Genomic DNA, 13009 nt, shown 5'->3' with positions numbered 1-13009 from the left:
GCGGCCCGGTCCCGCCCTCCGCCCCCGACGGGCTCCCCGCGCCGGTGCGCGCGGGGAGCCCGTCCCCTGTTTGGGGCCTACACTGGGGTCCGTGGCAGAACTGGACCCAGCAGAGAAGATCAAGGACCTCGCGGCGACCCTGGCGAGCGTCAGCGCCGTGTTGGACCTGGAGGCCATGCACACGCAGATCGCCGAGCTGCGCGAGCAGTCCGCGGACCCCGAGCTGTGGGCCGACCAGGACAACGCGCAGAAGGTGACGCGCCAGCTCTCCAGCCTGGAGTCCATGGTCAACAAGGTCAACGGCATCGGCCAGCGGCTCGACGACCTCGGCGTGCTCTACGAGCTGGCCGAGGCCGAGGACGACGCCGACACCAGGGCCGAGGCCGACCGCGAGCTCGACCAGCTGCGCAAGGAGATCGGCGAGCTGGAGGTGCGCACCCTCCTCAACGGGCCGCACGACGAGCGCGAGGCCATCGTCACGATCAACTCCCAGGCGGGCGGCGTGGACGCCGCGGACTGGGCGCAGATGCTCCAGCGCATGTACCTGCGCTGGGCCGAGCGGCACGGCTACCCCACCGACATCTACGAGACCTCCTACGCCGAGGAGGCGGGCATCAAGTCCACCTCCTTCGCGGTCAAGACCGCGTTCGCCTACGGCACCCTGCGCGGCGAGCACGGCACGCACCGCCTGGTGCGCATCTCGCCGTTCGACAACCAGAACCGGCGCCAGACCTCGTTCGCGGGCGTGGACGTCGTCCCGGTGGTGGAGCAGAGCGACCACATCGAGATCGACGACGGCGACCTGCGGGTGGACGTGTACCGCTCCAGCGGCCCCGGCGGCCAGGGCGTCAACACCACCGACTCGGCGGTGCGCATCACGCACCTGCCGACCGGCATCGTGGTGTCCTGCCAGAACGAGCGGTCGCAGCTGCAGAACAAGGCCACGGCCATGTCGATGCTCCAGGCCAAGCTGCTGGTGCGCAAGCGCGAGGAGGAGCAGGCGGCGCTGGACGAGATCCGCGGCGACTCGGTGAGCAGCTGGGGCACCCAGATGCGCAACTACGTCCTGCACCCGTACCAGAGCGTCAAGGACGTGCGGACCGGCGCCGAGACCGGCAACACCTCGGGTGTGCTGGACGGGGACATCGACGAGTTCATCGACGCCGAGATCCGCTGGATGCGCAGCCGGGAGCGGTCCGAGGACGCCTAGGTCGTGTTCCTCGGATCATTCCGGGCTCGCGACCACCGGGCTGCCTCTCGCTGCGCCGGTTTCGCTTGGAAAGCCAACCAGGCTGATCTGCGCGAACCGTCTTGCGAGAGATTGCCCGGACGGCCGCTCGCTGATCCGAAAGCCTCTGCGGAACACTCCCTAGCGGCGCCCTCCCCGGCGGCCCCCTGGGGCAGTGCCTCCGTCCGCCCGCGCGCGCTGCGGGACGGCCACCGCGCAGCCCCGGGGGCGCCCAACCCGGCGAGTGGAACGCGAGCCCCGGAGCCCTCGGGCGCCGGGGCCTTCCGCGGCCGGACCCGTTCCGGCGGGGGCGCGGACACGCCCGGTCGCAGCTGCGGCACCCCGGGGCAGCAGGTGGGACAGATGTGGTTGTTGTGTCCCAATGGTGATGATCACGTCTCCGCAGTTTTACCGAAACTGCTATATGTGAACGTTATCATCGGTTGACGCCTCCGATATGCTCGAGGCTGTTGTCCGATGGTGCACTGATCTATCGGGTGTGAGGCGACCGGGACAATCCGGGCCGCTCCCCCCTCTACACTGTCGGTTGGCCATGTGGCCGGTACGATCCCGCGCGGAGTGCCCTCCACTGCGGGTGCCCATACCTTCGAGAACCTTGTGATGCGCCTGTGATCCACTTCGATAACGTCACCAAGGTCTACCCGACCCAGAAGCGCCCCGCGCTCGACGGCGTTTCCATTGACGTAGACAAGGGCGAGTTCGTCTTCCTGGTCGGCCCGTCCGGCTCCGGCAAGTCGACCTTCCTCCGCTTGGTCCTCAAGGAGGAGAAGCCCGACAAGGGACGTGTGCACGTCGCCGGCAAGGACCTGGCGCGCCTGTCCAACTGGAAGGTCCCCCACCTGCGCCGCCGTATCGGCTGCGTCTTCCAGGACTTCCGCCTGCTGCCGAACAAGAACGTCTTCGAGAACGTCGCCTTCGCCCTGGAGGTCATCGGCAAGCCCCGCCGCTTCATCCGCAAGGTCGTCCCCGAGGTCGTCGAACTCGTCGGCCTGGAAGGCAAGGCCGGGCGGATGCCCAACGAACTCTCCGGCGGTGAGCAGCAGCGCGTGGCCATCGCACGCGCGTTCGTCAACCGCCCCCAGATCCTGCTGGCCGACGAGCCCACGGGCAACATCGACCCCGCGACCTCCATCGGCATCATGAAGGTGCTGGACCGAATCAACCGCACGGGCACCACCGTCGTCATGGCGACCCACGACGCCGCCATCGTCGACTCGATGCGCAAGCGCGTGATCGAGCTTGAAGAGGGCTTGGTAGTGCGCGACCAGACGCGCGGCGTCTACGGCCAGGCGTACTGACCTCCCGCTGCGAGGACCGGCGCGGCGAAGCCCCGAAGGATGGACCTTTAACAGATCATGCGAGCACAATTCGTTCTCTCCGAGACGTGGATCGGCCTTCGCCGAAACCTGACGATGACCATCGCGGTCATCACGACGGTGGCCATCTCACTGACACTTTTCGGCGCCGGTCTACTGGTCAACCAGCAGGTCTCCGAGATGCGCAACTACTGGGACGAGCGGATCACGCTCACCATCTACATGTGCACCGAGATCTCGCCCACCACGACCTGTCAGGAGAACGGTCCGGCCACCGACGAGGACCGCCAGGCACTGGAGCAGACCCTCGACGGCCTGGCCCAGGTGCAGGAGTACACCTACCTCACCTCGGCCGAGGCCTGGCAGGACTTCCAGGACCGGCTGGGCCCCGCCAACGAGGCGCTGGCCAACGCCGCGCAGGAGGGCGACATCCCGGACAACTACCGGGTGCAGCTCACCGACCCCTCCCACTACCAGACCGTGCGCTCCGCGGTGGAGGGCGCCCCGGGCATCGACAGCGTCTCCGACGACGAGATCGTGCTGGAGCAGTTCTTCGGACTGCTGGACGGCCTGCGCGCGGCCGCCCTGGTGCTCGCGGGCGTCCAGCTGGCCGCCGCCGCGCTGCTGATCGGCAACACCATCCGGCTGTCGGCCTACAGCCGCCGCCGGGAGACCGGCATCATGCGGCTGGTCGGCGCGTCGAACTTCTACATCCAGCTGCCGTTCCTGCTGGAGGGCGCGGTCGCAGGCCTCATCGGCGGTCTGATCGCCTCCGGCTTCATCGTGGCGACCCGTTACACCCTGCTCACGCAGATCGAGGCCTGGTTCCAGTTCGACGTGGCCCTGGGCGCGGGTTCGCTGATGTACGTCATCGGCGTCTCGATGATCCTCGGCATCCTGCTGTGCACCATCACCTCGTTCCTCACCCTGCGCCGCTACCTCAAGATCTGACGCGGCCGCCTGGGGCGGGGAGGATTCGACACCGGGGGGCCTCGTGCCCCCCGGACGTATGAAGGGACACACCTGTGGCACGGGAGACCGGGCGCAAGCTCATCGCGCAGAACCGCCGGGCCCGGCACGACTACCACATCGACGAGACCTACGAGGCGGGCCTCGTCCTCACCGGTACCGAGGTCAAGTCGCTGCGGCAGGGCCGCGCCTCCCTCGTGGACGGCTTCGCGCACATCAACGACGGCGAGGTGTGGCTGGAGAACGTCCACATCCCCGAGTACTCCCAGGGAACGTGGACAAACCACGCCGCCCGACGATCGCGTAAGCTACTCCTGCACCGCGAGCAGATCTCCCGGCTGATCGGCAAGACCCGGGAGCCCGGCTTCACGCTCGTCCCGCTGTCCCTGTACTTCAGTGACGGGCGCGCCAAGGTGGAGATCGCTCTGGCCCGCGGTAAGCGTGAGTACGACAAGCGCCACGACATCGCCGAGCGTGAGGCGAAGCGCGACATGGAACGCGCCCTGCGCCGCCGTCGATGAGGCAGCCGAAAGGAACACACACGGTGTCCCCCCGTCCCCTCGGCCGGTTCACGGCCGCCGGCAGCGGCCTGCTCCTCGCCGCAGCCCTGGTCGCGTGCACACCGCACCCCAGTCCCGAGGTGGCGGTCAGGTCCTTCCTGCTCGCCTGGCAGGACGGTGACCACGAGACCGCCGCCGCCTACACCGACGGCGACCCCGCACAGGTGTCCGCGGCCCTCACGGACATGCGCGAGCAGCTCGACCTGGCCTCCCTGCGGTTCCAGCTCGGACCCATCTCCCGCGAGGGCGATTCGGCCGAGGCCGAGTTCGGCGTCAACGCCGACCTCGGCATCGGCGACCCGACCTGGAACTACACCGGCCGCATGCCCCTGGAGTGGGGCCCCGACGGCTGGCGCATCTCCTGGTCCACGAGCGTGCTGCACCCCGACCTGAGCGAGGAGGAGCGCCTCGCGGTCAGCTACGAGAGCCAGGAGCGCGGCCAGATCCTCGACCGCGAGGGACAGCCGCTGGTCACCGCGGACAGCGTGACCGCCTTCGGCGTCTACCCCGCGGACATGGAGGACAAGGAGGCCGGGGTCACCCAGCTCGCCGAACTCCTCGACGAGGACCCCGACCCGCTCCTGAACCGGGTGCGCTCCGCGCCGCCCGAGCAGTTCCAGCCGCTGGTGCTCATGCGCGGCTCCAGCGTGGACGAGACGCTGCTGAGCGAGGCCTCGCAGATCTCCGGGGTGGACACCCAGGAGGTCCAGGTCAACCTGACGCCCTCGGTGTCGCCGTTCCTGCTCGGCGAGGTCGCCGGGACCGCCGAGCACCGGGTCTCCTCCCGCGTGCCCGGCTCCTACCAGGCGGGCGACACCGTCGGCCTGAACGGGCTCCAGAACATCTTCCAGCACGAGCTGGCCGGTTCGGGGACCACCCAGGTGGTCTCCCTGGACCAGGACGGACAGGTCACCGACGTCCTGGAGGCGTGGGAGGGCTCGCTCAGCGGGGCCATCGACACCACCCTGGACCTGGACGTGCAGCGGGCCGCCCAGAACGCGCTGACGATGGTGCCGGGCAACGGCTACCTGGTGGCGGTCGACACCGGCAGTGGCGAGGTCCTGGCCGCGGCCAGCGCCTCGGGCGGCACCGCGGACGACAACGCCTTCACCGGCTCCTACCTGCCGGGCAGCACCTTCGGCATGGTCACCGCCCTGGCCGCCCTGGAGTCGGGCGCGGCCACCCCCGAGAGCGAGGTGCCCTGCGGCTACTCCGCGGAGATCGGCGGACGCACCTTCGTCAACCCGGGCGGCGGTGCACTGCTCGACCAGGCCACCCTGGCCCGCAACATCACCTTCAGCTGCAACGTCGGCTTCGCGGGCCTGGGCGAGCAGGTGGGGTCGGAGGCCATCGCCGAGACCGCCGGGCGGATGGGCGTCGGCGCCGACTGGCAGCTGCCCGTCCCGGCCTCCTCGGGTTCGGTCGCCGTGGAGGACGGCGAGGAGAACGTGGCCGCGGCCATGATCGGCGAGCACGGAGTGCGGGTCAGCCCGCTGTCCATGGCCCTGGTCGCCGCCGCGGTCGCGGACGGCACGTGGAACGCGCCGACCCTGGTGCCCGAGGAGGGCCCCAACCCGATCGGCGCCACCACCCTGGACGACGCCCACCTGGAGGTTGTCCGCACCGGGCTGCGCGACGCAGTGGTCAACCGCATGCCCGAGCTGCTGGCCACCGGGGGAGAGGTCCTCGGGCAGGCGGCCCGCGTGGAGCAGGGCGACACCTCGCTGCACTGGTTCGTCGGCTACAAGGACGACGTGGCCTTCGCCGTCCTGGCCGAGGCCGACCCGGCGACGACGCTGGTGTCGCAGCACGCCGTGAACGCCGCGGGCTCCTTCCTCAACGGGATGGCCAACGGGGTGCCCGAGGAGGCCCCCGCCGGGACGGCCACCGGCGAGCAGGTGCCCGGCGGCCCCACGACCACCGAGGGCGTGGGCCTGCCCTCGGAGCAGACGGGGCAGACGCCGACCGAACCGACGGGGCCGACCAACCAGGCCGACCTGACGGGCACGGAGGAGACCGGCTGGTAGGGCCGACCGGACGGCGGCTACGGTCACCGTTCGCTCCGGACAGGGCAGAACCAGGCAAAGAGCGGACCCCCGGGCAACCCCCCGGGGGTCCGCCCGCGTCTTCCCCTATGACTGGGCCGCGACAGGGGGTAGCGGACCAGTGAGGGGCAGGACCTCATCTCGGGGGAGATCCTGTCGTTTCCCAAGGTCGGCCCGACCCTGCCGACCGCCCCCGCGGGCCGCGTCGACCACCTCTTGCGTCCGCGCCCGCGGGGGTTTCTCCCTGTCCGGGCCCGGCGGCCGCGGATTCCCCTCCGCGACCGGGAATCAGCTTGGCCCCCGCACTGTTCAACAGGTAGAGTGACGGACGCGCGAGCGTTCGCCGCTCGCATGTCGGCCGCCCCGCCCAGCGGGGAGGCCGTGACAATTCCACAGGGGGTGATCGGTTTCGACTTCGGTAGTCGTTCCAGGGGAAGCGGGTCGAGGGTTGCGTTTGTGACCTCGTTAATCCTGCATTCGCGTAAACACAAGTGCCAATTCCAAGCGCACTGAGTTCGCTCTCGCTGCCTAAGCGATAGCGTCTCTGTCGGCCTGGGCTCGTCATCGGCCCAGATCCCGGCATCAGCTAGATGACTCACCGCTCAGATCAGGCCACGGGGCCTGAGCGGGACATCTTCGTGGCTGGGCCTGTCAGCGATGTGTCCGTGCAAGCGCTGAGGCCGAGTAGAACGACAGCGCGGACTGCACCCGGAGAAGCCCTGGCTCGGTGCTGAAGGACGCGGGTTCGATTCCCGCCACCTCCACGTGTTGCGCGGGCTGCTGCTCGCCGGTCTTCGACCGGCTCGCCGCAGCCCGCGATGCTTTCCGGGGGGAGACCCCCCGAACCCCCCGAGGTACCCCCCTGTGGTTTGTGTCGTGCCGGTCGGTGGGGTCGGCGCGGCGGTTCCTGATGACGCGGGGTTTGGCCATGGGGTCGGGGCTGGTCGCGGGAGACCCCCGAGGTACCCCCTGTGGTTTGGGTCGTGCCGGTCGGTGGGGCCGGTGTGGCGGTTCCTGATGACGCGGGGCTTGGTCGTGTGGAGCGGGGCCGGTCGCGGCAACCGGTCGCTTCGGAAGGGCGGGGGCACCGCACGCCCGGTGACTTTCCGGGTACGGTCGGACCCGAGGCGGTGAACCGGGGCCGCGACGAAAGCGTTATCCTCTTTGCCCCCCCGACCCCGTGTCCGCGGGTGAGCGAGAGCCTTCGACCGAAAGCCTTCCGATGCCGAAGAAGACAGCCGCCTCCCTCAACGCCAACCGATCCTCCCTCGTCCACAAGGTGCGCTACGCGCTGCGCAATCCCGGCAGGGTGGTGCCGTACGTGCGCCGCTCCGCCCGCGACCTGCGGCTGCGCCTGACCCACCGCGACCACGTGGACTACTACCGGGCGGTGATGGCCTCCGACGCCGCCCGCGACCCCAGGTCGGCGGTGGGCAGCCAGAGCCAGGAGCGCTGGCTGGCGCTGGGGCAGATGCAGTTCGACTACCTGGTCGAACACGGTCTCAGACCGGAGCACCGGATGCTCGACATCGGCTGCGGGAACCTGCGCGCCGGGTGGCGGCTGATCGACTACCTCGACCCGGGCGGCTACTACGGGATCGACATCTCCCCGGACATCCTCATCGCCGCCAAGGGCGTGCTGGCCGAGCGCGGGTTGCAGGAGAAGCTGCCGCACCTGACCATCACGCGGGACCTGACCTTCTCCTTCCTGCCGGAGGGCTACTTCGACGTCGTCCACGCGCACAGCGTGTTCTCGCACTCGCCCATCGAGGTGATCGACGAGTGCCTGGCCAACGTCGAGCGGGTCCTGGCACCGGGCGGGTTCTTCGACTTCACCTACGACCGGACCGAGGGGGTCGAGCACCAGGTGCTGCGGGAGGACTTCTACTACCGGACCGAAACGCTGATCACCCTCGCGGAGAAGCACGGGCTGTCGGCCCGGTTCATGCGGGACTGGGAGGAGCGCCCGCACGGACAGTCCAAGATCCGCGTCACCGCGCGCGGCTGACCGGTTGCCCGCGCGGTCGCGGGGCCGCGGACGGCCCCGCGCCGGGCGGTGTCAGAAGCCGGAGACCGGGCGCGGCGTGTAGTGGCGCTCCAGCTCCTCCACCTCGTCGTCGGTCAGCTCCAGCGACAGCGACGCGATCGCGTCGTCCAGGTGGTGCGGTCTGGTGGCGCCGATGATCGGCGAGGTCACCGCGGGGTTGCGCGACACCCAGGCCAGGGCGATCTGCGCGCGGGAGACCCCGCGCCTCCGGGCGATCGCGCCGACGGCGTCCGCGATCGACCGGTCCGCCTCCGCGTACAGCCGCGCGCCGAACGCGTCACCGCGGCTGCGCGCCGTCTCCTCCTCCCACGCGCGGGTGAGCCGACCGCGGGCCAGGGGGCTCCACGGGATGACCCCGATGCCCTCGTCCGCGCACAGGGGCAGCATCTCCCGCTCCTCCTCGCGGTAGAGCAGGTTGTAGTGGTTCTGCATGGTGGCGAACCTGGTCCAGCCGTGGACGTCGGCGACCCGCAGCGCCTTGGCGAACTGCCAGGCGTGCATCGAGGAGGCGCCCACGTAGCGCGCCTTGCCCGCCCTGACCACGTCGTGCAGGGCCTCCACGGTCTCCTCGATCGGCGTGGTGGGGTCCCAGCGGTGGATCTGGTACAGGTCCACGTAGTCGGTGCCCAGGCGCCGCAGGCTGTGGTCGATCTCGGTGAGGATCGCCTTGCGCGAGAGCCCGCCGCCGTTGGGGCCCGGCCGGGCGCGGCCGAACACCTTGGTGGCCAGCACGATCTCGTCGCGGTCGGCGTACTCGGCCAGGGCGCGGCCCACGATCTCCTCGCTGCTGCCGTCCGAGTAGGTGTTGGCGGTGTCGAAGAAGTTGACGCCCGCCTCGACCGCCTGGCGGATGAAGGGCCTGCTGGCCTCCTCGTCCAGGGTCCAGTCGTGGGTGCCCCTGGCGGGGTCTCCGTAACTCATGCAGCCGAGGGTGACGCGGGAGACGTCCAGTCCGGTCCGGCCCAGCTTGACGTAGTCCACGGGCTCGCCTTCCGTCGATGGATGGGGACGGCACGACTCTAGGGTGCCGGGTCGCGGGCTCCCCGCACGGCCTCCGGGAATCCACGCCGTAAAGCTCCATGGAAACGCCGGGGCGATACGCGGACGGGTGCGGCGCCGGTGGCACCGCACCCGTCCCGCGCGGCCGTCACGCCTCGGTGGCTCCCACGAGCCAGGCGACCTTGTGGGCCGTGACGCCGAGGCTCCCACTGCTGCCGAGGTAGACCCCGAACGAGGCGATGAACGCGTAGTCGTGCTCACGGCGCTCACAGATCACGTCCTCGACCGCGCACGCGGATGACGGGTTGCGCACGCGCAGGCACGGCGACGACTGTTCGTCGACCACGTCCGCCCGTACGTCGTACCGGGACAGTTCCGCGGCTAGTTTGCCGAGGTGCTCGTGCTCCTCGGAGGGCACACGGGTCGGCTGCTCGTCCCTCGTCTGTCTCGACTTGGCCATGGCGCAGATCCTTTCGTGTCGAGCGTGGTGGCTCTCCTCGATGCCCTGCCGCCATTGTCACCCAGGGTTATATTACTAGTCCGTAACGCGGTTACGACACGCCGTTACTCCACCCAGGCACCCTCGTACACCACCTCGCGGACCCCGAGGTCCTCGTCGAGCACGACGAGGTCGGCGCGCCCTCCGACCTCGATCCGGCCCACCCCGTCCAGCCCCAGCGCCGCGGCCGGAACCGACGACGCCGACCGCACGGCCTCGGGCACGCCGACGCCCAGACCCCGCACGGCGTTGCGCACCGCCTGGGGTAGGACGATCGTGCTGGAGGCGATCGTGCCGCTCTCCGCCAGGCGCGCCTCGCCGCCGCTCACCCGTACCCGCAGGTCGCCCAGCGTGTACTCGCCGTCGCCCAGGCCCGTCGCCGACATCGCGTCCGTCACCAGCGACACCCTGTCCGCGCCCGCGGCGTCGAAGACCAGCCCGGCCGCGCCCGGGTGGACGTGCACGTTGTCCACGATCAGCTCGACCGTCACGCGCTCGTCGCCCAGCGCGGCGGCGATCGGCCCCGGGTCGCGGTGGCCCAGCGGGCGCATCGCGTTGTACAGGTGCGTGGCCACCGACGCCCCCGCGTCGAAGGCCGCCAGCGTCTGCTCGTAGGTGGCCTCGGTGTGCCCCACCGCCGCCACCACGCCGGAGGAGGCCGCCGCGCCGATCAGGTCCAGTGCCCCGGGCAGCTCCGGGGCCACCGTGACCATGCGCACGTGCCCCCGCCCGGCCTTGAGCCAGCGGTCGAACTCGGCGGTGTCGGGGTCGCGGAGGAGTCCGGGGTCGTGCGCCCCGCACCTGGCCCGGGAGATGAAGGGGCCCTCCAGGTAGATGCCCGCCAGTTCGCCCGCGTCGCACAGTTCGGCCAGCGCCGCCACCTGGCGCAGGGTGTCCTCCGGGGCGGCCGCCACGAGGCCGCCCACCAGCGCGGTCACGCCCCGGGAGCGGTTGAACGCGATAGTCCTGCGGACGCCCTCGGGGTCGGTCTCGGTGAACGCGTGCCCCGCGCCGCCGTGGATGTGGGTGTCCACCATGCCGGGGACGACCCAGGCGCCGCCGAGGTCGCGGCCTTCGGGGACGGGTCCGTCCGATCCGAGCGCGGCCACGCGGCCGTTCTCGATCCTCAGCCATCCTTCGTGGACCCCGTCGGGGGTCACGACGCGCGCGTTGGTGAGTGTGACGGGGGTGTGGGCCATGTGAGGGGTTCCTCGTGTCGTCTCGTCGGTGTGTGTCGCACATTACACAGGCCTTCGGGGTCGTCACCGCGGGCTTCCGTATTGCCTGCGGAGCTGGGTGATCCCGCTTCCTGGGACGGCTGTCCGAGGGGTGGACCGCCCACCGTGGCGCGCGCACGCATTGACGATAACGGCCGGGGCGCTTCATGATGGAGACATGTCCGCCGGTGAGCTGCTTGTCCAGCGCCTGCATGTCGATCTGAGACAGCAGGCGAGCGCGCTCTGTCGTAGCTAGCGCCCTGCGGGGTTTCGCCCCGCGCCCCTCGTGCCCCGTCGCACGTGCCCTGTCGCAGACACCGGACGCTCATCTCTTCCCCTGGGTTCTGTGGGGACCGCCCCGCGGTCGCCGAAGCAGACCTGCCAGGCCCGACACAGGCGGTTCTCGGACAGCGTGGTCCGCCCCCGTGTCGGATGCGAGGAACCGCGAGAGTCCCAGGACGTTCGTCACCCCTCCTTCCGGTGTCAACCACCCCGCCGTCCTCTTCGGCTGGTGCCTCCTCCGATCCCGGCTCGCTCTGTTCGAACCCAGGAGTTCTCGCATGACCCGCTTCACCGTGCTCGTCGCCGCCCCCCAGATCCGTTCCTCCGTCCGCGACGCCGCCCTGCGCGCGGCGTCCGAGGTCGCCACCCGCGCGGGTGTCGACTCCCGTCCCGACGTCATCGACATCGCCGAACTGGGCGCCGAGCTGCTCTCGGAGTCCTCCGCCGCCGTCGACGCGGCGCTGGCGAAGGTGCGCGAGAGCGACGTGCTGCTCGTGGCCTCCCCGCAGGCGCACGGCACCTACACCGGGCTGTTGAAGGTCTTCCTCGACCGCCTGCCCGAGCTGGGGCTGGGCCACACGGTCGCGGTTCCGCTGGCGGTCGTGGAGGACCTGCGCAACAGCCGGGGCATCGAGGAGGACCTGCGTATCCTGCTGGCCGACCTGGGCGCCTGGGTGGCCGAGCCCGGCCTGATCCTGGCCGAGGGGGAGACCGGCCAGCCCGACAGCGTGGTGCGTGCGTGGGCCGACGTCGCCGCCCCGGGCCTGCGCGAGGCCGTGTCGGTGGCCGTCTGAGCGGGTCCGCCGGGGCGGTCCCGCCGCGTGCGCCCTACACCTGGGCGCGTCTGCGGCTGGTGTCCGCCTCGGCAGCGGCCACGTTGCCGCGGACCAGGACGACCACGACGAGGGTGAGCGCGAACCCGCCCACGCGCAGGGCCAGCATGACCGGGTCGTCGGGCAGGCGCTCGCCGAACAGGATCGTGCCCATGACGACCATGAACACGTTGCCCACGACGTTGGACACCGGGGCGGTGATGGAGGCCCGCGAGCGCTGGAGCGAGGTCTGGAAGAGGACGATGCCCACCGCCCAGCCCACCGCGTACAGGTAGGGGTAGGGCGAGAGCAGCGCGGGGACGACCGCGTTCCACAGGCCGTGGTCGGCCAGCAGGCCGCCCAGCCCCTTGCCCTGGAGGCCGGCGCTGCCCTGGGCGAAGCCCGCGGCCGCGCCCAGGGCGGCGGCGGACATGTAGCGGCCGCGGCCGCCGACCAGGCCCACCACGGCCAGGCACGCCGCCACGGTGAGCAGGCTGACGGTGATGAGCAGCGGCGTGTCGGCGGTGGTCCCGGTCTCGGCGCCCTCGGCGGTGGACAGGCTGAGCAGGCCCAGCGCGATCGGCATGACGCCGAGGGCCACGTACTCGCCCCGCGTGACGCGCTCGCCCAGGACGAGGGTGATGACGAGGATGCCGCACGCGACCCCCGCGGCGAAGGCGGGCTGGGCCACGGACACGGGCGCGAGGCCGAGGGAGACGATCAGGCCGACGCTGCCCAGGGCGGCGAAGAGGCAGCCGAGCACCCAGCGGGGGTTGGTGAGCAGGACCCGGGCCAGGTGGAGGGGGCGGTTGATCGAGATCGACTCCGCGCCGTGCAGGGCGCGCTGTTCCACGGTCAGGCCGACGGTGTAGACCACCGCGGACAGCAGGGCTACCAGGAGTCCGGTCACGGGGGTCCTGCTTTCCGTCGGGGCGCGGAGTCGAGAGGGCGGGGACGGCCGCTAACGTCGGTGTAGGCGGTTCCGCTCGGCCGCAACGAGTTGACGAATTATAT

The 13009-nt window shown here is 70.8% G+C and carries 11 protein-coding genes and 1 other RNA gene; 8 read left to right on the top strand and 4 right to left on the bottom strand.

Translation table 11 applies throughout. The annotated features are described in order from the left end of the window. Window positions 1-91 precede the first annotated feature (91 nt). The 7 genes from prfB (at window position 92) to PV789_RS23235 (ending at window position 8147) form a co-directional block, all read left to right on the top strand. On the top strand, window positions 92-1210 hold the full coding sequence (prfB, locus tag PV789_RS23265; RefSeq protein WP_274974552.1) for a peptide chain release factor 2: 1119 nt from the start codon (window positions 92-94) through the stop codon (window positions 1208-1210). A 647-nt stretch (window positions 1211-1857) separates the two neighbouring features. After that, window positions 1858-2547: a cell division ATP-binding protein FtsE gene (gene ftsE, locus PV789_RS23260; protein WP_013154728.1), complete on the top strand. Its 690-nt coding sequence runs from the start codon at window positions 1858-1860 to the stop codon at window positions 2545-2547. 57 nt (window positions 2548-2604) lie between these two features. Continuing rightward, the gene (gene ftsX, locus PV789_RS23255) at window positions 2605-3516 is read left to right on the top strand and encodes a permease-like cell division protein FtsX (protein ID WP_274974551.1); all 912 of its coding nucleotides are present in this window, start codon (window positions 2605-2607) and stop codon (window positions 3514-3516) included. A gap of 74 nt (window positions 3517-3590) precedes the next feature. Beyond that, on the top strand, window positions 3591-4055 hold the full coding sequence (gene smpB / locus PV789_RS23250) for an SsrA-binding protein SmpB (protein WP_013154726.1): 465 nt from the start codon (window positions 3591-3593) through the stop codon (window positions 4053-4055). Between the two features lie 23 nt (window positions 4056-4078). Then, a complete protein-coding gene (locus tag PV789_RS23245; RefSeq protein WP_274974550.1) occupies window positions 4079-6121 on the top strand; it encodes a penicillin-binding transpeptidase domain-containing protein in 2043 nt (680 codons plus the stop codon). A 413-nt stretch (window positions 6122-6534) separates the two neighbouring features. Further along, window positions 6535-6906: a transfer-messenger RNA gene (gene ssrA / locus PV789_RS23240) on the top strand. Window positions 6907-7361: 455 nt separating this feature from the next. Next, window positions 7362-8147 (top strand): class I SAM-dependent methyltransferase, encoded by a 786-nt coding sequence (locus PV789_RS23235; RefSeq protein ID WP_274974549.1) that lies wholly within the window; start codon window positions 7362-7364, stop codon window positions 8145-8147. A 51-nt stretch (window positions 8148-8198) separates the two neighbouring features. Here PV789_RS23235 and PV789_RS23230 read toward each other — a convergent pair whose 3' ends face one another. From PV789_RS23230 to nagA, 3 genes are all read right to left on the bottom strand, one after another. Continuing rightward, complete coding sequence (locus PV789_RS23230) at window positions 8199-9167, bottom strand: aldo/keto reductase (protein ID WP_274974548.1); 969 nt, start codon at window positions 9165-9167, stop codon at window positions 8199-8201. A gap of 166 nt (window positions 9168-9333) precedes the next feature. Continuing rightward, complete coding sequence (locus PV789_RS23225; RefSeq protein WP_013154720.1) at window positions 9334-9645, bottom strand: hypothetical protein; 312 nt, start codon at window positions 9643-9645, stop codon at window positions 9334-9336. A gap of 104 nt (window positions 9646-9749) precedes the next feature. After that, window positions 9750-10883 carry an N-acetylglucosamine-6-phosphate deacetylase gene (nagA, locus tag PV789_RS23220; RefSeq protein ID WP_274974547.1) on the bottom strand — a complete coding sequence of 378 codons (1134 nt, stop codon included), beginning with the start codon at window positions 10881-10883 and terminating at the stop codon, window positions 9750-9752. 578 nt (window positions 10884-11461) lie between these two features. On the opposite strand from nagA, the gene PV789_RS23215 reads away from it, so the two are divergent. Next, window positions 11462-11977, top strand: a complete 516-nt coding sequence (locus PV789_RS23215) for an NADPH-dependent FMN reductase (RefSeq protein ID WP_274974546.1) — start codon at window positions 11462-11464, stop codon at window positions 11975-11977. Between the two features lie 34 nt (window positions 11978-12011). On the opposite strand, the gene PV789_RS23210 is transcribed toward PV789_RS23215, so the two are convergent. Further along, window positions 12012-12905: a hypothetical protein gene (locus PV789_RS23210; protein ID WP_274974545.1), complete on the bottom strand. Its 894-nt coding sequence runs from the start codon at window positions 12903-12905 to the stop codon at window positions 12012-12014. Window positions 12906-13009 lie beyond the last annotated feature (104 nt).

It is taken from the genome of Nocardiopsis camelliae (assembly GCF_028993595.1).
GTDB classification, from domain to species: domain Bacteria; phylum Actinomycetota; class Actinomycetes; order Streptosporangiales; family Streptosporangiaceae; genus Nocardiopsis; species Nocardiopsis dassonvillei.
The sequence above is the reverse complement of the archived record's forward strand: the minus strand, read 5'-3'. Positions and strand labels throughout refer to the sequence as shown.

What these genes read in the sequence shown, in the direction of transcription:
- PV789_RS23235 (WP_274974549.1), top strand. Translation starts at nt 7,362, where the DNA reads ATGCCGAAGAAGACAGCCGCCTCCCTCAACGCCAACCGATCCTCCCTC.
- ftsX (WP_274974551.1), top strand. Translation starts at nt 2,605, where the DNA reads ATGCGAGCACAATTCGTTCTCTCCGAGACGTGGATCGGCCTTCGCCGA.
- PV789_RS23215 (WP_274974546.1), top strand. Translation starts at nt 11,462, where the DNA reads ATGACCCGCTTCACCGTGCTCGTCGCCGCCCCCCAGATCCGTTCCTCC.
- nagA (WP_274974547.1), bottom strand. Translation starts at nt 10,883, where the DNA reads ATGGCCCACACCCCCGTCACACTCACCAACGCGCGCGTCGTGACCCCC.
- PV789_RS23225 (WP_013154720.1), bottom strand. Translation starts at nt 9,645, where the DNA reads ATGGCCAAGTCGAGACAGACGAGGGACGAGCAGCCGACCCGTGTGCCC.